Source organism: Pseudomonas salmasensis, from assembly GCF_014268375.2.
GTDB classification, from domain to species: Bacteria; Pseudomonadota; Gammaproteobacteria; order Pseudomonadales; family Pseudomonadaceae; genus Aquipseudomonas; species Aquipseudomonas salmasensis.
In genome coordinates this window covers 4,452,858-4,470,558 of the sequence record NZ_CP077083.1, presented here as the reverse complement: position 1 = coordinate 4,470,558, position 17,701 = coordinate 4,452,858, and the positions used below count along the sequence as shown (strand labels likewise).

21 protein-coding genes and 5 tRNA genes are annotated in these 17,701 nt (G+C 60.0%); 9 read left to right on the top strand and 17 right to left on the bottom strand.

Annotation, left to right across the window (positions count from 1 at the left end; genetic code table 11):
- Positions 1-40: 40 nt before the first annotated feature.
- From HU731_RS20045 to HU731_RS20035, 3 genes are all read right to left on the bottom strand, one after another.
- On the bottom strand, positions 41-346 hold the full coding sequence (locus HU731_RS20045; RefSeq protein WP_057710775.1) for a DUF6388 family protein: 306 nt from the start codon (positions 344-346) through the stop codon (positions 41-43).
- A gap of 149 nt (positions 347-495) precedes the next feature.
- A tRNA-Thr gene (locus tag HU731_RS20040) sits at positions 496-571 on the bottom strand.
- Positions 572-635: 64 nt separating this feature from the next.
- A complete protein-coding gene (locus tag HU731_RS20035) occupies positions 636-1,049 on the bottom strand; it encodes a pilin (RefSeq protein WP_186608206.1) in 414 nt (137 codons plus the stop codon).
- A 201-nt stretch (positions 1,050-1,250) separates the two neighbouring features.
- Between HU731_RS20035 and HU731_RS20030 the strand changes: the two genes are divergently transcribed.
- The 4 genes from HU731_RS20030 to yacG are packed head-to-tail and all read left to right on the top strand — an operon-like array spanning position 1,251 to position 4,139.
- The gene (locus HU731_RS20030) at positions 1,251-2,459 is read left to right on the top strand and encodes a type II secretion system F family protein (RefSeq protein ID WP_186608207.1); all 1,209 of its coding nucleotides are present in this window, start codon (positions 1,251-1,253) and stop codon (positions 2,457-2,459) included.
- Positions 2,456-3,322, top strand: coding sequence for a prepilin peptidase (locus tag HU731_RS20025; RefSeq protein ID WP_186608208.1), 867 nt, complete (start codon positions 2,456-2,458; stop codon positions 3,320-3,322). The genes HU731_RS20030 and HU731_RS20025 overlap by 4 nt, the downstream gene beginning before the upstream one ends.
- Positions 3,319-3,942: a dephospho-CoA kinase gene (gene coaE / locus HU731_RS20020; RefSeq protein ID WP_186608209.1), complete on the top strand. Its 624-nt coding sequence runs from the start codon at positions 3,319-3,321 to the stop codon at positions 3,940-3,942. Before HU731_RS20025 ends, coaE begins: the two co-directional genes overlap by 4 nt.
- Entirely contained in the window at positions 3,939-4,139 is a 201-nt protein-coding gene (yacG, locus tag HU731_RS20015) for a DNA gyrase inhibitor YacG (protein WP_122489563.1), read from the top strand. The genes coaE and yacG overlap by 4 nt, the downstream gene beginning before the upstream one ends.
- Here the strand turns inward: yacG and HU731_RS20010 are convergent.
- A complete protein-coding gene (locus HU731_RS20010; protein WP_003171680.1) occupies positions 4,136-4,351 on the bottom strand; it encodes a hypothetical protein in 216 nt (71 codons plus the stop codon). The genes yacG and HU731_RS20010 overlap by 4 nt on opposite strands.
- A 64-nt stretch (positions 4,352-4,415) precedes the next feature.
- Positions 4,416-5,105: an energy-coupling factor ABC transporter permease gene (locus tag HU731_RS20005; protein ID WP_047712565.1), complete on the bottom strand. Its 690-nt coding sequence runs from the start codon at positions 5,103-5,105 to the stop codon at positions 4,416-4,418.
- Positions 5,106-5,233: 128 nt separating this feature from the next.
- Between HU731_RS20005 and HU731_RS20000 the strand changes: the two genes are divergently transcribed.
- The 3 genes from HU731_RS20000 to HU731_RS19990 are packed head-to-tail and all read left to right on the top strand — an operon-like array spanning position 5,234 to position 7,450.
- The gene (locus HU731_RS20000) at positions 5,234-5,863 is read left to right on the top strand and encodes a DUF1780 domain-containing protein (protein ID WP_003188431.1); all 630 of its coding nucleotides are present in this window, start codon (positions 5,234-5,236) and stop codon (positions 5,861-5,863) included.
- 54 nt (positions 5,864-5,917) lie between these two features.
- Positions 5,918-6,091 (top strand): DUF3094 family protein, encoded by a 174-nt coding sequence (locus HU731_RS19995; RefSeq protein WP_186608210.1) that lies wholly within the window; start codon positions 5,918-5,920, stop codon positions 6,089-6,091.
- Positions 6,092-6,151: 60 nt separating this feature from the next.
- Positions 6,152-7,450 (top strand): NAD(P)/FAD-dependent oxidoreductase, encoded by a 1,299-nt coding sequence (locus tag HU731_RS19990; protein WP_014716868.1) that lies wholly within the window; start codon positions 6,152-6,154, stop codon positions 7,448-7,450.
- Between the two features lie 195 nt (positions 7,451-7,645).
- Here HU731_RS19990 and HU731_RS19985 read toward each other — a convergent pair.
- The 7 genes from HU731_RS19985 to rluD form a co-directional block, all read right to left on the bottom strand.
- Positions 7,646-7,722, bottom strand: a tRNA-Pro gene (locus tag HU731_RS19985).
- 94 nt (positions 7,723-7,816) lie between these two features.
- A tRNA-Lys gene (locus HU731_RS19980) sits at positions 7,817-7,892 on the bottom strand.
- A gap of 5 nt (positions 7,893-7,897) precedes the next feature.
- Positions 7,898-7,974: transfer RNA gene (locus HU731_RS19975), tRNA-Pro, on the bottom strand.
- A 9-nt stretch (positions 7,975-7,983) separates the two neighbouring features.
- A tRNA-Asn gene (locus tag HU731_RS19970) sits at positions 7,984-8,059 on the bottom strand.
- A 295-nt stretch (positions 8,060-8,354) separates the two neighbouring features.
- On the bottom strand, positions 8,355-10,919 hold the full coding sequence (gene clpB / locus HU731_RS19965) for an ATP-dependent chaperone ClpB (RefSeq protein WP_003188426.1): 2,565 nt from the start codon (positions 10,917-10,919) through the stop codon (positions 8,355-8,357).
- 135 nt (positions 10,920-11,054) lie between these two features.
- Positions 11,055-11,780: a peptidoglycan editing factor PgeF gene (pgeF, locus tag HU731_RS19960; protein WP_186608211.1), complete on the bottom strand. Its 726-nt coding sequence runs from the start codon at positions 11,778-11,780 to the stop codon at positions 11,055-11,057.
- Positions 11,777-12,739: a 23S rRNA pseudouridine(1911/1915/1917) synthase RluD gene (gene rluD, locus HU731_RS19955; RefSeq protein ID WP_003188422.1), complete on the bottom strand. Its 963-nt coding sequence runs from the start codon at positions 12,737-12,739 to the stop codon at positions 11,777-11,779. Before rluD ends, pgeF begins: the two co-directional genes overlap by 4 nt.
- 149 nt (positions 12,740-12,888) lie before the next feature.
- Here rluD and HU731_RS19950 point away from each other — a divergent pair, with 149 nt between their 5' ends.
- Together HU731_RS19950 and HU731_RS19945 are read left to right on the top strand one after the other, a co-directional pair.
- The gene (locus HU731_RS19950; RefSeq protein WP_044270805.1) at positions 12,889-13,914 is read left to right on the top strand and encodes an outer membrane protein assembly factor BamD; all 1,026 of its coding nucleotides are present in this window, start codon (positions 12,889-12,891) and stop codon (positions 13,912-13,914) included.
- Positions 13,915-14,041: 127 nt separating this feature from the next.
- Positions 14,042-14,275: a PP0621 family protein gene (locus tag HU731_RS19945; protein WP_186608212.1), complete on the top strand. Its 234-nt coding sequence runs from the start codon at positions 14,042-14,044 to the stop codon at positions 14,273-14,275.
- Here the strand turns inward: HU731_RS19945 and thiO are convergent.
- The 5 genes from thiO to pilV are packed head-to-tail and all read right to left on the bottom strand — an operon-like array spanning position 14,262 to position 17,572.
- Positions 14,262-15,371, bottom strand: coding sequence for a glycine oxidase ThiO (thiO, locus tag HU731_RS19940; RefSeq protein WP_186608213.1), 1,110 nt, complete (start codon positions 15,369-15,371; stop codon positions 14,262-14,264). The genes HU731_RS19945 and thiO overlap by 14 nt on opposite strands.
- 59 nt (positions 15,372-15,430) lie before the next feature.
- Positions 15,431-15,835: a type IV pilin protein gene (locus tag HU731_RS19935; RefSeq protein ID WP_186608214.1), complete on the bottom strand. Its 405-nt coding sequence runs from the start codon at positions 15,833-15,835 to the stop codon at positions 15,431-15,433.
- Positions 15,836-15,846: 11 nt separating this feature from the next.
- Positions 15,847-16,377 (bottom strand): pilus assembly PilX family protein, encoded by a 531-nt coding sequence (locus tag HU731_RS19930; RefSeq protein WP_186608215.1) that lies wholly within the window; start codon positions 16,375-16,377, stop codon positions 15,847-15,849.
- A 5-nt stretch (positions 16,378-16,382) separates the two neighbouring features.
- A complete protein-coding gene (locus HU731_RS19925; RefSeq protein WP_186608216.1) occupies positions 16,383-17,090 on the bottom strand; it encodes a prepilin-type N-terminal cleavage/methylation domain-containing protein in 708 nt (235 codons plus the stop codon).
- On the bottom strand, positions 17,087-17,572 hold the full coding sequence (gene pilV / locus HU731_RS19920; protein ID WP_186608217.1) for a type IV pilus modification protein PilV: 486 nt from the start codon (positions 17,570-17,572) through the stop codon (positions 17,087-17,089). The genes HU731_RS19925 and pilV overlap by 4 nt, the downstream gene beginning before the upstream one ends.
- Positions 17,573-17,701: the final 129 nt, after the last annotated feature.

Below are 17,701 nucleotides of genomic sequence, written 5' to 3'. Positions count from 1 at the left end.
TTGAGTTTTTCGCGAGCAAGCTCGCTCCTACAGGCTGCTTTTAAACTACAAGGTTATTCATCTCGCAGTACTCGTCCCATTCGACACCCAGCACCTCGGCCGCCTCTTTGTGCAAGGCCAACCGTGCAGCTTCGAACTCTTCAGGGGTCGTGGTGTACTTGAGGGTCAGCTCCCAAGGCTGGAGGTTCTGGCTCTCGGCCTCGTCCTCGAATGCCCACTGAATCTGGTCGCGCTGATCATCGGCACTCAGGTCCTTGATCTCTTCTTTTAGCTGCGGCGTGTCCTCAAGGTAGTGCTTGAGCGCTTGTTCGTGCCGAGCGTCCTGGGTCATTTCAGTCGTGGTCATGTCGTTCTCTTAGATCGAGGAATGGGAATGCATCTGGGTCTTCAAGGTTGCGCAGATACAAAAGAGCGGGCGCAAATGCCCGGCTCACCTGGCCTTCAGAACCATTCTGGGATCATCTGAAAACATTGCCGTTGAAACAGTGGTGCCTGTGGTGCCCGAGACAGGAATCGAACCTGCGACCTTCGCGTTACGAGTGCGCTGCTCTACCGGCTGAGCTACACGGGCGGTGGGCTAAAGCTAGCACTGCATTGGGCATGCAGCAACTTGCTCGCTCACCGCCCGGCGACTGTCACGCGCCGTTGGCGCCGCAACCCTTGGCAGCATACTGAGGCTCTACCGTGGTGGCACAGCTCCAGCCGCTGGTGGCGCTGCGGGTCAGGGTGATGGTCTTGCCGAGCACGGGCGCGGGCGCATCGAGGATTTCACAACGGATAGTACCTGCGCCCGAGGCTACATCGCCTGTCACTTCGATAGTGCAGTTGGCGGTAGGGCTGGTTCCACCGATCAGCGGCAGCTTCGGCACTTCGCCCTGATTGATAGCGTCCTCGTAGCCGGCCTTTAACGCGCTGATTTCAGCCAACCCCGCGGTGAACTTGGCCTTGGCCTGGTGCTTGGTGTACATAGGCAGGCCGATGGTGGCCAAAATGCCGATGATTGCCACGACGATCAACAACTCGATCAAGGTAAAACCTTTTTGACGCATCTCTTTCACTCTCCAGAATAGAACCATGACAAGGCGCGTCCTGCGCCCCGTAGTGTGCAACGGCGCCAGTGTACTCATCCCCACGCAGTCCATCGCCTGCAAGACGCACAATCTGACATTTTATCGCCCAGCGCCAGCCTGCCCGACTCCGCAACCTGACTAAGCTATAAATTCTTCACGACCTGGGTGCGCCAACCTCACATGAACGACACTCCAACAATCTATGCCTGGGAGGGCATCAACCGCAAAGGGCGCCGGGTCTCCGGGCAAATCGCCGGCCATAACCTTGCGCTGATCAAGGTACAACTGCGCCAGAAAGGGATCTGCCCCGAGCGTGTGCGCAAAAAATCTTGTGCACTGCCGACCTTCAAGACGCGAATAACGCCTGCAGATATCGCCCTGTTCACTCGCCAGTTGGCCACTTTGCTCAAGGCCGGCATCCCGCTGCTGCAAGCCTTCGACATCATCAGTGAAGGCGTCGAAAACCCACAACTGCGCGAACTGGTGAAGGCGTTGAAACAGCACATTGCCAGCGGCCACCCGTTGGTTGCTGCCCTGCGTCAATATCCCCGCTACTTCGATGAGCTGTACTGCAATCTGGTGGCGGCTGGCGAAATGGCCGGTGCCCTGGAAACCCTGCTGGAGCGCGTGGCGATTCATCTGGAAAAAAGCCAACGGCTCAAAACCAGGATCAAGAAAGCCATGACCTACCCTATCGCGGTACTGGTAATTGCCACAGGGGTGAGCACAGTGCTGTTGATCCATGTGGTGCCGCAATTCCAGAACTTGTTCGCCGGGGTCAACGGCCAATTGCCGGGGTTTACCCTGGGGGTCATCGCGCTGTCGGAACTGCTGCAACAGGCGTGGTGGATGCTGGGGCTGGGTGTGGGCGCGGCGCTGGTTGCGGGGCGCCACGCCTACCGTAATTACCCGGGGTTTCGCCATTGGTGGGCAGCAGGTTTGTTGAAAGTGCCCGTGGCAGGCAAACTGCTGCACAAATCTGCCGTTGCTCGCTACGCCCGCACGCTTTCCACCACCTTTGCGGCGGGCGTTCCTCTGGTACAGGCATTGGGTTCGGTGGCTGGCGCCGTCGGTCATGGCCCCTTCAAACAGGCAATCGAACGTATGCGCCACGATGTATCCACAGGCATGCAGTTGAATCAATCAATGCATAACAGCGGCCTGTTCCCAGGCATGGCAATCCAGATGACCGCAATCGGGGAGGAGTCCGGCACCCTGGACCGCATGCTGGAAAAAGTCGCGAACCACTACGAGTCAGACGTGGATACCTTGGTCGACAACCTCACCAGCCTGATGGAGCCGCTGATTATGGTCGTATTGGGGGGGATTGTCGGCGCGCTGGTAGTCGCCATGTACTTGCCGGTATTTCAATTGGGGACGGCGTTTTGAGCCTGCTGCTGAGCGAGCATCCCTGGGCATTTGTTGGCATGGCGCTGGTGTTGGGCCTGATCGTCGGCAGCTTCCTCAATGTGCTGGTGTGGCGCCTGCCCAAAATGCTCGAGCGGGAGTGGCGTGCCCAGGCCCATGAGATTCTCGACTTGCCAGCCGAGCCCGGTGGGCCGGCCTATAACCTGATGCGCCCCAACTCATGCTGCCCGCACTGCAATCAACCGATTCGGCCTTGGGAAAATATCCCGGTGCTCAGCTACCTGCTGCTCCGGGGGCGTTGTGCCCACTGCCGCGAGCCCATCAGCCTGCGCTATCCCCTCACCGAACTGGCGTGCGCGCTGATCTGCGCCGCAGTCGCCTGGCACTTCGGCTTTAGCTGGCAAGCCGGCGCGGTGATGCTGCTGAGTTGTGGCTTGCTGGGCATGAGCCTGATTGATCTGGACCACCAACTGCTGCCGGATGTGCTGGTGCTGCCGCTGCTATGGCTGGGCCTGGTCCTCAACAGCGCTGACCTGCTGACGCCACTGCCCGATGCGGTGTGGGGCACGGTCATCGGCTACATGAGCTTGTGGAGCCTGTTCTGGCTGTTCAAGCTGGCCACCGGCAAAGACGGCATGGGCCATGGCGACTTCAAGTTACTGGCCTTGCTGGGAGCCTGGGGCGGCTGGCAGATTCTGCCGATGACCCTGCTGATGGCCTCGCTGCTGGGCGTGTTTGTTGGGCTGATCCTGCTGCGTTTTCGCAAGGCCCAGGCGTCAGCGCCAATGCCATTTGGCCCCTGCCTGGCAATTGCCGGCTGGATTGCATTGCTCTGGGGTGGTCAAATAACCGACTTCTATTTGCAGTCTGTCGGTTTCAGATGACCACTTCTGTTGCAACACCCTGGATTCTTGGGCTCACGGGCGGCATTGGCAGCGGCAAAAGCGCTGCGGCCGAGCACTTTATCAAGCTGGGCATCGACCTGGTGGACGCCGATCACGCCGCGCGCTGGGTGGTCGAGCCTGGCCGCCCGGCGCTGGCGCGCATTGCCGAACATTTCGGCGCCAGCGTGCTGCAAGCCGACGGCCAACTGGACCGTGCCGCGCTGCGCAAACTGATTTTTGAGGTCCCACAAGAGCGCCTGTGGCTGGAAGCCTTGCTGCACCCGCTGATCGCCGAGGAAATTCGCAGCCACCTGGCACGCGCACAGTCGCCCTACGCGATCCTGGTGTCACCGCTACTGATCGAGTCCGGGCAGTACAGCATGACCCAGCGCATCCTGGTGATCGACGTGCCGCAATCGCTGCAGATTCAGCGTACCCTGCAGCGCGACGGCATCAGCGAACAACAGGTGCAGGCAATTCTCAAGGCCCAGTCCAGCCGCGAAGACCGCCTGAACCATGCCGATGACGTGCTGGTCAACGATAAGGACCTGGCCTGGCTGCACGGCGAGGTCGAGCGACTGCACCACTTTTACCTTACTTTGCGTGGAGGCCGATCATGAGCCAACCCTTGACCGTCGACTGCCCAACCTGCGGCGCCCCCGTGGAATGGAAAGCGACCAACCTCAACCGGCCGTTCTGCTCGGACCGTTGCAAACTCATCGACCTGGGTGCCTGGGCCGCTGAAGAACACAAGATTCCCGTCGCCCCTGACGCCGAAGACGAACTGTTTTCCGAAGACCTGTCGCCGCGCCACTAAGGCCGCATAAAGGCATATTCCTGCTGGTCGTCGAGGTTTTCTGCAAGGTATTGCAACTCGTCGGCCAGGTCTTCAAAGCTGCGTACACCCTTGCTTTGCTGCACCACTGCGCTGAGCATGGCGCGCAAGGTCAAGCCGGGGTCAAACCCGATTTCCTGCGCTGCATCCTGGCTTCTGCGCAACTCCTGCCGTGCCCATTCATACACACTCATGATTCGTGCTCCTGAAAATTTTGCAGAGCATGGACCTGCGCCGCTGCCTGGCATTTGACCTGGATCAACGCCGCGAATCGTCGTCCTTCCAGGGCGCCGAGAGGTAGCGGGTGCGGTTGAAGGTCTCCAGCCATTCCGGGCAAAACACCACCAGCGCGCTGATGACCATGCCGTTGATAAAGGCTTCGGGAAAGATGATCAGCCACAGGTAACCGACAAAGTCCTCCAGCCATTGCGGCATTGCAAAAAGGCCGTCGAACCACAGCAGGCCCAGGCCGGCCAACAGGCACAGCAATGCCGACAGTGCGGCAGCAAAAAAGCCCGAACAGAAGATATACACAAAGGGGTTTCGCGGCTGCGCCCGCTCTACCAACAGCGCGCACCCTTCGGTGACCAGCACCGGCAGCACGATCAGGAGCAGGCCATTGACGCCAAGCGCGGCCAGGTCCTGGCGCCCCAACAGCATCAAGCCAAGCTGGGCGGCAAAACCACCGACGATAGCCAGCGGCCAATCGAGCAGCAAGGTCACGGCGGTCATGCCGATGAAGTGATAGGACACGCCGGTATCGAAATCCCGCCGCACCAGCCACAGCATGAACAGTGCGAACACCGTGCCGAAGAGCAAATGCTGGCGCCGCCGGTCGGCAAACAGCTCCACCCAGGGCGAGCGCAGGATCGCCCATATCACCACGGGCGCATACACCAGCCAGCCGATACCGAGGGTCTGGGGTGCCAAAACCGCTGCACTGATCACGGACGCTCTGCCTTTACCAAAAAACTCATCACATACCTCGTCCCTGGGCCTGTTTCACGTGAGCATTCTACACCCGCGTTTTAAGGCAAGACTTCCTGTGGTCATCATTTGAACGCTAAGCTGCGACTATGGATGACTCAGATTATTTGCGCCTGCTCACCGTAGCAGCCGAACAAGCCAACGCATTCCTGTCCAATGCCCGCAAGTGGGAGCGTGAGCGTTGGGTCTGCCAGCGCCTGCTGCAAGGCTTGAACGTGCCCTACCGTGTCGAAGAATTCCACGCAGCAGGCCAGGAGCCGCCCGACGTGCTGTTTCGCGACGCCAGCTTCGAGGTCTTTTTTGTGCTGGACGAGGGCCGCCGCCTGAACGACGAATGGCGCGATGAGTTGCTGCGCAGGCGCAGTGCTTTCTCCTTGAGCCAACTGGTACGGCGCGAAGCCAAGCCACGGCGTATCCCCGCCCATGAGTTTCTGCTGCGCCTGGCCCCCACACTGCGTAAAAAAGCTCACAACTACAAAGAACGCGGCATGGACCTGGGGGAGTTGGACCTTATCGCGTTTACCAGCCTCAAGCGCGAAGTGCTGGACCTCAACAGCCATTTTCCGCCGCCGACCGAATACCTGCGCCAGGGCTGGCGCTCGCTATCGCTGGTGGGGCCGACATTCGCGCGGGTCCTGTTCGCACATCCCGACGCGCCGGACTTCTTGCGCAACAACCTGGGCCGCAGCATAGTGTTTGATGTCGGCATCAGCCTGTGATGCCCCTGGCTGTAACGTGGCGCCCCTTTGCAACGTCTACCTGACGAGGCCTTTATGACCAGCCGCCTGAAACCCGATGACCAAGAGCGTGTCGAAGAGTACCTGCAACTCTCCCAGCACAGAGTCGAGCGCAAGCCTTTCCGGCCGTGGCTGCTCCTCTGCGTGGTGCTGGTAGTGGTGATCGGGCTCGGTGCGCTGAGCCGCCTATTGAGTTACCTGACGCTATGAGCCGCCTGGCGCTCGCGAGGGTAACTGCTCCGATTTCTTTTAGCCTTGCGAGATATCCCCATGACCCATCGTATTATTATCGTCGGCGGCGGTGCCGGCGGCCTGGAGTTGGCTACCCGCCTGGGTAAGACCCTGGGCAAGCGCGGCAAGGCCAGCATCACGCTGGTCGACACCAACCTGACCCACATCTGGAAGCCGTTGCTGCACGAAGTGGCTGCCGGCTCGCTGAATTCCTCGGAAGACGAACTCAACTACGTCGCCCAAGCCAAATGGAACCACTTCGAGTTCCAGCTGGGCCGTATGAGCGGGCTTGACCGTGAACAGAAGAAGATCCAGCTGGCCGCCACCCTCGACGAAGAAGGCCGCGAACTGGTACCCGCCCGCGTGCTGGGCTATGACAGCCTGGTGATTGCGGTAGGCAGCACCACCAACGACTTCGGCACCGAGGGCGCGGCGCAACATTGCCTGTTCCTCGACACCCGCAAGCAGGCCGAGCGCTTCCACCAGCAACTGCTCAACCACTACCTGCGCGCCCATGCAGGCCAAACCGACGCCGTTGAACAGATCAGCGTCGCCATCGTCGGCGCCGGTGCCACCGGTGTCGAGCTGGCCGCCGAGCTGCATAACGCCGCCCATGAACTGGCGGCTTATGGCCTGGACCGTATCAAGCCAGAAAACATGCACATCACCCTGATCGAAGCCGGCCCGCGTGTACTGCCTGCCCTGCCGGAGCGGATCGGTGGGCCAGTGCATAAGACCCTGGAGAAACTAGGGGTGACAGTACTGACCAACTCGGCGGTCAGTGAAGTAACCGCCGACGCCCTGATCACCAGCAGCGGCCAGGTGATCCCGGCTAGCCTCAAGGTCTGGGCGGCCGGTATTCGCGCACCTGGCTTCCTCAAGGACATCGACGGCCTGGAAACCAACCGCATCAACCAGTTGCAAGTCCTGCAAACCCTGCAAACCACCCGCGACGAAAACATCTTCGCCTTTGGTGATTGCGCCGCCTGCCCGCAGCCGGGCACCGACCGCAATGTACCGCCACGGGCCCAAGCGGCTCACCAACAGGCGTCATTGCTGGCCAAATCGCTGAAGCTGCGGATTGAAGGCAAGGAGCTGCCGACCTACAAGTACACCGACTACGGCTCGCTGATCTCGCTGTCGCGCTTTTCCGCGGTGGGTAACCTGATGGGCAATTTGACGGGCAGTGTGATGCTGGAAGGCTGGCTGGCGCGGATGTTCTACGTGTCGCTGTACCGCATGCACCAGATGGCGCTGTATGGGTTCTTCCGCACAGCGATGCTGATGCTGGGCAGCAAGATCGGCCGCGGCACCGAGCCACGCCTTAAATTGCATTAACAACGCATAACACCTGTGGGGGGGGCAAGTTAAGCGAATCTTGCCCCTTGTAGGAGCGAGCTTGCTCGCGAAAAACTCACAGGCGACGCGTTCACTTAGAAAGCCCGCGTTATCGTTGACGTCTTTCGCGAGCAAGCTCGCTCCTACAACAGGCAAAAAAAATCCCCGTATCTTTCGATACGAGGATTTTTAATATGGTCGGGGTAGGGGGATTCGAACTCCCGACATCCTGCTCCCAAAGCAGGCGCGCTACCGGACTGCGCTATACCCCGGTAATAAAAAGGCGACCTTTCAGTCGCCTTCTTCGATCAGCGCTTTTGGCCTCTGATCTTAAGATTCGATTCCAGCCTGAACTGGTCTCAAAAATGGTGGGTCGTGTGGGATTCGAACCTACGACCAATTGGTTAAAAGCCAACTGCTCTACCAACTGAGCTAACGACCCAAATATGGTCGGGGTAGGGGGATTCGAACTCCCGACATCCTGCTCCCAAAGCAGGCGCGCTACCGGACTGCGCTATACCCCGGTTTGAAATTGGCTCCGTGACCAGGACTCGAACCTGGGACCCAATGATTAACAGTCATTTGCTCTACCGACTGAGCTATCACGGAACTACATATTTCAAAGTTACTGCTGCGTTGCTTCCTCTTCGACCCTGTCCGTATCGCTACGTTAGCGTCTCTGAGGCGCGCTATTCTACAATCTTAAAAACCCCTGTCAACCCTTTAAATTGCTTTTAAGACAATGATTTGCGCTTCTTTCTGATTTCTTCTTGGGGAGAAGAAACCCGTGGGCTGACGTTGCTGCGGGGCGCACTTTACAAGCCTTTGCCTTACAGTTCAACGCCCTATCGAAAAAAAAGGCCCCGCGATGCGGGGCCTTCTTTGTTTACGCCAAGCGCTGGGCTTAATGGAAGACGATTTCGTCGTCTTTCACCGTCGCCGTGACGCGAGTACCAGGCATAAAGCTGCCCGACAGGATCAACTGCGCCAGCGGGTTCTCGATCCAGCGCTGGATCGCACGTTTAAGCGGCCGTGCGCCATACACCGGGTCGTAACCGACCGCGATCAGCTTGTCCAACGCTTCGCCGCTCAGCTCAAGGTCCAGCTCGCGCTCAGCCAGGCGGCTACGCAGGCGGCCCAACTGGATCTCGGTGATGCCCGCGATCTGATCCCGCGCCAGAGGCTCGAAGATCACCACTTCATCGACCCGGTTGATGAATTCCGGACGGAAGTGCGTGGTCAACGCGTCCATCACCGCCGCACGCTGGGCTTCACGATCACCCACCAATTCCTGGATCTGTGCCGAGCCCAGGTTGGAAGTCATCACGATCACCGTATTGCGAAAGTCCACCGTACGCCCGTGGCTGTCCGTCAAGCGACCATCCTCCAGCACCTGCAGCAAGATGTTGAACACATCCGGGTGCGCCTTCTCGACCTCATCCAGCAGGATCACCGAGTAAGGCTTGCGCCGCACGGCTTCGGTCAGATAACCGCCCTCTTCATAGCCCACATAGCCTGGTGGAGCACCGATCAGGCGAGCCACCGAGTGTTTCTCCATGAATTCAGACATATCGATCCGCACCATGGCCTCTTCCGTATCAAAGAGGAACTCGGCCAACGCCTTGCACAACTCGGTCTTACCCACACCGGTCGGGCCCAGGAACATGAACGAGCCGCTTGGACGGTTAGGGTCGGACAAGCCTGCCCGGGAACGCCGTACCGCGTTGGACACCGCCACCACTGCCTCTTCCTGGCCGATGACGCGCTGATGCAACAGGCTTTCCATCTTCAGCAACTTGTCGCGCTCGCCTTCGAGCATCTTCGACACCGGAATACCGGTCCACTTGGAGACCACTTCGGCAATTTCCTCCTCGGTCACCTTGCTACGCAGCAACTGGTTTTCAGGCTTGCCGTGCTGGTCGACCATCTGCAGGCTGCGCTCCAGGTCCGGGATCACCCCGTACTGCAACTCGGCCATGCGGTTCAGGTCGCCTTTACGGCGCGCGGCTTCCAGTTCCTGGCGGGACTGCTCGATTTTTTGCTGGATCTGCGCCGAGCCCTGTACTTCGGCTTTTTCCGAGGTCCAGATTTCTTCGAGGTCCGAATACTCACGTTCCAGGCGGACGATTTCTTCCTGGAGTTTTTCCAGGCGTTTCTTGGCCGCTTCGTCTTCTTCTTTCTTCAGCGCCTGGGATTCGACTTTCAGTTGAATCAGGCGTCGATCCAAACGATCCAGCACTTCCGGCTTGGAGTCGATCTCCATGCGGATGCGGCTGGCCGCTTCGTCGATCAGGTCGATAGCCTTGTCCGGCAACTGACGATCAGTGATATAGCGGTGGCTCAACTTGGCCGCCGCAATGATCGCACCGTCGGTGATCGCCACCTTATGGTGAACCTCATAGCGCTCTTTCAGGCCACGCAGGATCGCGATGGTGTCTTCTTCGCTCGGTTCTTCCACCAGTACTTTCTGGAAGCGACGCTCAAGGGCCGCGTCCTTTTCGATGTACTGACGGTATTCGTTGAGCGTGGTCGCACCGACGCAGTGCAACTCACCCCGCGCCAAGGCGGGCTTGAGCATATTGCCGGCGTCCATGGAACCTTCGCCCTTACCGGCGCCGACCATGGTGTGCAATTCGTCGATAAACAGAATGATCTGCCCTTCCTGCTTCGACAATTCGTTAAGCAAGGATTTGAGGCGTTCTTCGAACTCACCCCGGAACTTGGCACCGGCAATCAGCGAGCCCATGTCCAGAGACAGCAGGCGCTTGCCTTTGAGGCCATCCGGCACCTCGCCATTAATGATGCGCTGGGCCAGGCCTTCGGCAATCGCGGTTTTACCCACGCCAGGTTCACCGATCAGCACCGGGTTGTTCTTGGTGCGACGTTGCAACACCTGGATGGTGCGACGAATTTCGTCGTCACGGCCGATCACCGGGTCGAGCTTGCCTTCTTCGGCACGCTTGGTCAGGTCGACGGTGTATTTGTCCAGGGCCTGGCGCGACTCCTCATGGTTAGGGTCGTTCACCGCCTCGCCGCCACGCAGGTTGTTGATGGCGTTTTCCAGGGCTTTCTTGCTTACGCCCTGGCCCAGCAACAATTTGCCGAGTTTGCTGTTGTCGTCCATGGCGGCGAGCAGCACCAGTTCGCTGGAGATGAACTGGTCACCTTTCTGCTGGGCCAGGCGGTCGGCCTGGTTGAGCAGGCGCGCCAGATCCTGGGACATATTCACGTCCCCGGTGGGGTTCTGGATTTTCGGCAGTTGGTCGAGCTCTTTGCTCAACTCCTTGCGCAGGCTGTTGACGTCAAAGCCCACCTGCATCAGCAAGGGTTTGATAGAACCACCTTGCTGTTCCAGGAGCGCCTGCATCAAGTGCGCAGGTTCGATGGCCGGGTGGTCGAGGCCCACCGCCAAGGATTGAGAGTCAGACAAGGCCAACTGCAATTTGCTGGTTAAACGATCAATACGCATTAGTCACCTTCCTTTTGAGCAGGCCGGAGCTATGAACAAACACATCCTGAATGAAGAAACCTGCCAGATACCCTTATAGATGGGGTGGATTCTGGGCGTTTCAAGCGGCGGACGGTTGATACAGGTCAGGACAGTCTAGCGTTCAAGCCAGATAAGGGAGGCGAATCGGCCCGTGCGCGGGCTGCGGCGATAAGAAAAGAAACGCGGGTCGGTCACAGTGCACAAACCGCCACCATACACAGCGGTGACACCACGCGCTGCCAGGCGCAGGCGCGCCAGCTGGTAGATGTCGGCCATGAACTTGCCAGGGTTGTGGCTGGGAACAAAGGCTTGGGCGGTGGCCGGCAGTTGCTGCATGAACACTTCACGCACCTCCGGGCCGACCTCAAAGGCTTGTGGGCCAATGGCAGGGCCGAGCCAGACCAGAACCTCTTCAGGGGCGGTATCCAGGCGTTCGAACGCGGCCTCCAGCACCCCAGCCGCCAAGCCACGCCAGCCTGCATGGGCTGCGGCAACTCGGGTGCCCGCTCGATTACAGAACAGCGCCGGCAAGCAATCGGCGGTCATGGATGTACAGGCGATGCCAGGAGTGCTGGTCCAACTGCCATCGGCCTCGACAGTACGGCCCGGATCGGCCTCAACCACGCGCGTGCCGTGGACTTGGCGCAGCCAGGCAGGCTGGATATCGAAGGCGTCACTCAGGCGACGGCGATTTTCAAGGACGGCCTCAAGGCTATCCTCGACATGATCGCCCAGGTTGAGGCTGTCGAACGGCGCCAGACTGACGCCGCCCGCACGGGTGGTGACGCAGGCTTTTACCCGAGCCGGCGCGGGCCAGTCAGGTATCAGCCAGTCATTCATCCGACAAACGCCTCGCGATCCTGCTTGAGCAGCGAAAGCAGCCAGACCAGATCGTCTGGCAGTGGCGATTCCCAGCTCATGCGCTTACCGCTCGTCGGATGATCCAGTTCCAGGAAGCGTGCATGCAGTGCCTGGCGCGGGAACGTCTTGAGCGACTCAACCATGGTCTGGCTGGCCGCCGGCGGAATACGGAAGCGGCCACCGTAGGCTGGGTCGCCGACCAACGGAAAGTTGATGTGCGCCATGTGCACGCGAATCTGGTGGGTACGCCCGGTTTCCAGCTTGACCCGCACATGGGTGTGGGAGCGGAAACGCTCCAGCACACGGTAGTGGCTGACGGCCTGCTTGCCGCCCTCCATCACCGCCATACGCTGGCGCTGCTGGCCGTGACGACCAATGGGCGCGTTGATTTTGCCACCGGCCACAACGACGCCGATCACAATGCACTCATAGATGCGGCTGACGCTACGGCTCTGCAATTGCGTAACCAGTTGCGTCTGCGCCTGAATGGTCTTGGCCACCACCATAAGGCCGGTGGTGTCCTTGTCCAGACGGTGCACGATGCCGCAACGCGGCACATTGATGATGTCCGGCACGTGGTGCAACAGGGCATTGAGCAAGGTGCCATCAGCGTGCCCAGCGGCCGGGTGAACCACCAGGCCCGCGGGTTTGTTGATGACCAGGATGTCGTCGTCTTCATAGACGATATCCAGCTCGATGTCCTGGGCGACCCATTCTCCCTGGGCTTCCTGCTCGGCAGTCAGCTCAAGAATCGCACCGCCATGGACTATGTCTCGCGGGCGGATAACCGCTCCATCCACAGTCAGGCGGCCGTCTTTGATCCAGGCGGAAAGGCGCGAGCGCGAGTGCTCAGCGAATAATTGTGCGGCGACTTGATCGAGGCGTTGGCCGCCCAATTCGGACGGCACCTCTGCGCGAAGTTCAATTTTATCGGACATGCTCAGACTAGGCGTGGCGTAGCCTTTGGTTTCGGCTGCGCGCTTGTGGTTAAATACGGCGTCTTTTGCCCCGAGGCTTTCAACGGGGCGCTCATCATAACAGGACGGCCCCGCCCAAGACAGCGGCCGTCATAGGGACGCAAGCCGCCATGCAAGTGAAACACCTGCTGCTGATCGCCATCCTCGCCATGACTGCTGCTTGCTCGTCAACAAAGGACGTCGTCGACGAAAACCTGAGCGAAGTCGAGCTGTACCAGCAAGCTCAGACAGACTTGGACAATAATAGCTTCACCAGCGCCACAGCGAAGCTGAAGGCATTGGAGTCGCGTTACCCGTTCGGCCGCTATGCCGACCAGGCCCAGCTTGAGCTGATCTACGCCAACTACAAGAACGCCGAGCCGGAAGCTGCCAAGTCCGCTGCCGAGCGTTTCATCCGCCTGCACCCGCAGCATCCGAACGTGGACTACGCCTACTACATGAAGGGCCTGACCTCGTTCGACCAGGATGTTGGCCTGCTGGCGCGCTTCCTGCCGCTGGACATGACCAAGCGTGACCCGGGTGCTGCCCGCGACTCCTATAACGAGTTCGCCCAGCTGACCAGCCGCTACCCCAACAGCCGCTACGCGCCGGACGCCAAGCAGCGCATGATCTACCTGCGCAACCTGCTGGCTTCGTACGAGATCCACGTGGCCCACTACTACCTGACCCGTCAGGCTTATGTGGCCGCCGCCAACCGTGGCCGCTACGTGGTGGAAAACTTCCAGGAAACCCCATCCGTGGGCGACGGCCTGGCCGTGATGACCGAGGCTTACCAGCGCCTGCACCTGGACACCCTGGCGACCACCAGCCTGGAAACCCTGAAGCTCAACTACCCTGACCACCCGAGCCTGAAAGACGGCCAGTTCGTGCCTCAGGTTGCCGAAGCGGACAACCGTTCGTGGCTGAGCAAGTACACCCTGGGCCTGATCGAGTCCCGTCCACCGCTGCCGCCGGGTGAAACCCGCGCCAACCAGGACGTGATCAAGATGTACCAGGACGCCAAGGACGCCATTCCTTCGGAGCTCAAGCCACACGACGAGAACGGCGATGTGCTCGAAGAAGAAGAGCCACAAGCCCTGGGCGATAACCAGGACCGCTCGTGGTTCAGCTACATGACCTTCGGTGTGTTCGACTGATTGTTCGACGCAACGCAAAAAGGGAGCTCTCAAGGAGCTCCCTTTTTTATGAGCGAGTATTTATTGCCCTGTGCGCCCGTGATCACCTTGGCTAAACTGGCGCATTCCTTGTCGAGAAATGCCCATCATGCTTCGTCTACTGTTCTGGATTGCCGTCATTGCCGCCGCGGTATGGTTCTGGCGCAAATTCAAAAACCCTGCCGCCCGTCAGCAACGGCCTGCCGAGCCGGATGCGGCCCTGATGGTGCGTTGCGCCCACTGTGGCGTGCACCTGCCGCAAGACCGCGCACTGAGTTCACGCCAGCAATGGTACTGCACCCAGGCGCACCTGGAACAAGGGCCAAAGTCTATCCAGCCTTGAGGCGACCTGCGGGGGCGTAAGGCGCTGGATCGATGATCGGAGCCCGCGCCAGCAGCAAGTCGGTGAACAACTGGCAAGAGGCTGGTGCGAGTACCAGGCCATTGCGGTAATGCCCGCAATTGAGCCACAACCCCTTGAAGCCAGGGACCTCACCGATAAACGGTATACCTTCGGGTGAGCCAGGCCGCAAACCGGCCCAATGCCCGACCACCTCGGCGTCCGCCAAGGCGGGAATCAGTTCCACCGCAGACGCCTTGAGGCTTTCCAGCGCGATGTCGGTTGGCGTCTTGTCGAATCCTTCATGCTCCAACGTGCTGCCGATCAGGATGTGCCCATCCCGCCGCGGGATCGCATAGCGCCCCTTGGCCAGGACCATGCTGGATAAAAAGTCGGACGCGCATTTGTACAGGATCATTTGGCCTTTGACCGGCTCCACGGGCAGCCCCAAGCCCAGCGTACCCAGCAACTGCCCGCTCCAGGCCCCGGCCGCAAGCACCACCTGATCTCCCAAAACCTGGCCCGTAGCGGTATTCACACCCACTACCCTGCCGTCGCCGAGCACAAAGCCCAACACATCGCATTGCTCGTGAATCGTCACGTTCGGCAACGCCAGCAGCGCCGCCTTCAGTGATTTGACCAGGCGCGGGTTGCGAACATTGGCCACGTCGGCCATGTAGATTGCCTGGGCGTAGCCGCCCCCCAGCACCGGCACCGCGTCATGGGCCGCCGATACGTCCACTTTGCTCAATGGCCGCCCTTCACGGGCAGCCCAGGCCAGTGCATCCGCTTCGTCATCCAGGTCGAGCCAATACAAACCCGTGGTATGCACCTCTGGATCGACACCGGTGGCAGCAAACAACCGTTGCGCCAGTTGCGGGTAAAAATCCTGGGACCAATGGGCCAAGGCCGTGACCGCCTGGCTATAGCGCCACGGATATAACGGCGAGACAATCCCACCGCCCGCCCAGGAAGACTCCTGCCCAAGCCCACCGCGCTCCAGCAGCGTGACCGCCTGGCCCTCACTGGCGAGGTTGTACGCCGTCAACAGCCCGATTACTCCGCCGCCGACAATCACCACTTGCTGTTGCTTAGCCATCATTTGATCCAGCCGATAAACAGGGAAAGGCACACCCGGCGCCCACGTTTCAAGTACGCTCATCCTTGCCCCCAGCAGACCTTGGGCGACATTTCAGGCCCCGCTCCCGGGTTGCTGCGCATACCGGTGCTGGTCAAGCTGAAGGCTGCGCACGCGTCATTCGCCATGACCGAGTCCGTAGCAGGTGTGGCGAGCAGGTCAAAATCCTGGGGGTTCAGGACGACACTGATTCTATAGTGATCATTGCCCGCGCTGACGTCGCCCGCATCAATAAAAGTGCCATTTCTCGTGTAAGAACGCTCCAGATGCTGGGCTTGTTCGCTCAACAACGCGACGATCTGCGCCCGGTACACCTTTTTTACCTGCCCGAGGTACCCGGGATACGCAATCCCGGCCAGCAACGCGATGATCGCCACGACGATCAGTAACTCCATCAGGGTAAAACCCTGGCTCTCCTTGCCCATCCGATTGCTCCTTATTGAAGTTGCCGCCATAAGACCCGTCGAAACCTGACGCGGCCGCCCTCCTCTACCCGTGCATAGACCGTCTCCAGCACCGTGCGCGATTGCCCCGCGAGCCCGACCGAGGTGACACGAAAAAGTGAGGCCGGGGAACGGGGCGGCAAATGAGCCAGCCCTTCACCCTCCCCGAGGGATTGAATGCCATAAAAACCATCCTTCAAGGCAAGCCAGGTGACTGCCGAGGCAGGGTTCGTCCCGGCCGCCGTCAAGGAAAAAGCCTCAGCAGGCGGCGCACAGCGGGTGATCGAGTGGCAGACAGGCATCGCCTGGCCAACCTTTTGCACGGCCGATTCCCCCAACCTCAGACCGCTTTCGGCAGCTTGAAACGATTGATTGCGATGCCACAGGCTGCTCGCGACTTTTTGCTGGGAGACCGCAGCCTGTATCGAAGACAGCCCCACCTGCGACAGCACCAACAGAAACACCAGACTGATCAGCAGTACCATCCCGGTCTGCCGTACACGAATGCCACCCTGCATAGTCATCGCCCCTACCCCAGTCGGTTCCGCAGTGCCGCCACGACGCTGTAGGTCTGGTCCTTCACCCGGCCGGCGGGGTCTTGAAGGGTCATGAAGATGCGCACGCTACGTATCAGCGACTCATCGGCCGGATGGCTGTCATAGCGCGTCACAACCGTTGATGCCGAGGTGGCCGCCATGCCGAAGCTGACGTCGAATGCCCGCACGTTATCCATCAATACCGCCCTGGCGGGTGCTGCCGGAGTACTGATCTTCAACTGGCCCGATTCGTAGGTGTAGGTAAGTTGGCGTATGCCAAAGCGAAGTTGGCCGGGTTCGATAACGGGCGGTGTGCCGGCATAAGCCCGGGCCGTCTCCTTGCAGTCGGAGAGCACCGTCCAGTCGGGCTTACCGACGCTATCGCCGACATTCGCGGTCACCAGCGTCAGTGACTTCGCACTCCCCGCCGCTTCCCAGCTTATCGGCCGATCAAAGGCAGCCGGAGCATTATCGATAGCGGCCAAGGCCAAACACCCCAGCATGCCTGCCTGGCGAATATCCTGGGTGATCTTGCTCAGCACAAACCGCGCATCATCCTGCAGCAGCATGGCGGCCTGCTGGCTGGCGTGGGTCAACCGCGCACTGATCAGTATCTGGCTCGCCCCAAGTATCAAAACCAACCCGAGGGCGAGCGCCAGTAGCACTTCCACCAGGCTGAAACCTCGCGCAAGACGCTTCATTGCGACACTCCTTGTTCATTGCTGATGCGACTGGTCAGGGTGAAGGTTTCCCGCGCCCCTGGACGGTTTGCTGCCCGGGCATCCGCCCAACTGATGCTGATGGTGACCTCGTGCCCGTTCACCACCACTGAACCTTTGGCATCCTCGCCGGCAAAACCCATGATATTGGCCTCGAAATCGTGCAGGTCCAGGTCACGCACACTGGCGGTGGCAGTGTTGGGTGGCGCCAGCTCCGCCCTGCCCCATGTGTAATCAGCGCCAGCATTGGTGCGAATACGGTCGAGCATGTCGTAGGCAATAAAACTGGCCTGGCTGGTCATCCTGGCGCTGTTGGTGTACTTGAGCGCGTTGAGTTGCAGCACCGCAGCGCCCATCAGGCCGATCGCCAAAATCAACAGCGCTACCAGCACTTCGACCAACGTCGTGCCGGACTGGCGCGAGTGCGCAACGCGCAGGAAAAATCGGTTCGGGCAGGCTGGCATTTGCGTCGTCATCCATGTCGAAGGCCGGTGGAAAAAGCAGGCAAAGCCTGCTGTGCGACCCAAGACTAGCGTCGGTTTTCGAGCGGCGCTGCTCCCGGAACAAAGGGAAATACTTTGGACATAAAGGCC

Bases quoted from the DNA above. Each gene is read 5' to 3' on its own strand.
- HU731_RS20045 (WP_057710775.1), bottom strand. From the start codon at position 346: ATGACCACGACTGAAATGACCCAGGACGCTCGGCACGAACAAGCGCTC.
- HU731_RS20035 (WP_186608206.1), bottom strand. From the start codon at position 1,049: ATGCGTCAAAAAGGTTTTACCTTGATCGAGTTGTTGATCGTCGTGGCA.
- HU731_RS20030 (WP_186608207.1), top strand. From the start codon at position 1,251: ATGAACGACACTCCAACAATCTATGCCTGGGAGGGCATCAACCGCAAA.
- coaE (WP_186608209.1), top strand. From the start codon at position 3,319: ATGACCACTTCTGTTGCAACACCCTGGATTCTTGGGCTCACGGGCGGC.
- yacG (WP_122489563.1), top strand. From the start codon at position 3,939: ATGAGCCAACCCTTGACCGTCGACTGCCCAACCTGCGGCGCCCCCGTG.
- HU731_RS20010 (WP_003171680.1), bottom strand. From the start codon at position 4,351: ATGAGTGTGTATGAATGGGCACGGCAGGAGTTGCGCAGAAGCCAGGAT.
- HU731_RS20000 (WP_003188431.1), top strand. From the start codon at position 5,234: ATGGATGACTCAGATTATTTGCGCCTGCTCACCGTAGCAGCCGAACAA.
- HU731_RS19995 (WP_186608210.1), top strand. From the start codon at position 5,918: ATGACCAGCCGCCTGAAACCCGATGACCAAGAGCGTGTCGAAGAGTAC.
- HU731_RS19990 (WP_014716868.1), top strand. From the start codon at position 6,152: ATGACCCATCGTATTATTATCGTCGGCGGCGGTGCCGGCGGCCTGGAG.
- clpB (WP_003188426.1), bottom strand. From the start codon at position 10,919: ATGCGTATTGATCGTTTAACCAGCAAATTGCAGTTGGCCTTGTCTGAC.
- pgeF (WP_186608211.1), bottom strand. From the start codon at position 11,780: ATGAATGACTGGCTGATACCTGACTGGCCCGCGCCGGCTCGGGTAAAA.
- rluD (WP_003188422.1), bottom strand. From the start codon at position 12,739: ATGTCCGATAAAATTGAACTTCGCGCAGAGGTGCCGTCCGAATTGGGC.
- HU731_RS19950 (WP_044270805.1), top strand. From the start codon at position 12,889: ATGCAAGTGAAACACCTGCTGCTGATCGCCATCCTCGCCATGACTGCT.
- HU731_RS19945 (WP_186608212.1), top strand. From the start codon at position 14,042: ATGCTTCGTCTACTGTTCTGGATTGCCGTCATTGCCGCCGCGGTATGG.
- thiO (WP_186608213.1), bottom strand. From the start codon at position 15,371: ATGGCTAAGCAACAGCAAGTGGTGATTGTCGGCGGCGGAGTAATCGGG.
- HU731_RS19935 (WP_186608214.1), bottom strand. From the start codon at position 15,835: ATGGGCAAGGAGAGCCAGGGTTTTACCCTGATGGAGTTACTGATCGTC.
- HU731_RS19930 (WP_186608215.1), bottom strand. From the start codon at position 16,377: ATGACTATGCAGGGTGGCATTCGTGTACGGCAGACCGGGATGGTACTG.
- HU731_RS19925 (WP_186608216.1), bottom strand. From the start codon at position 17,090: ATGAAGCGTCTTGCGCGAGGTTTCAGCCTGGTGGAAGTGCTACTGGCG.
- pilV (WP_186608217.1), bottom strand. From the start codon at position 17,572: ATGCCAGCCTGCCCGAACCGATTTTTCCTGCGCGTTGCGCACTCGCGC.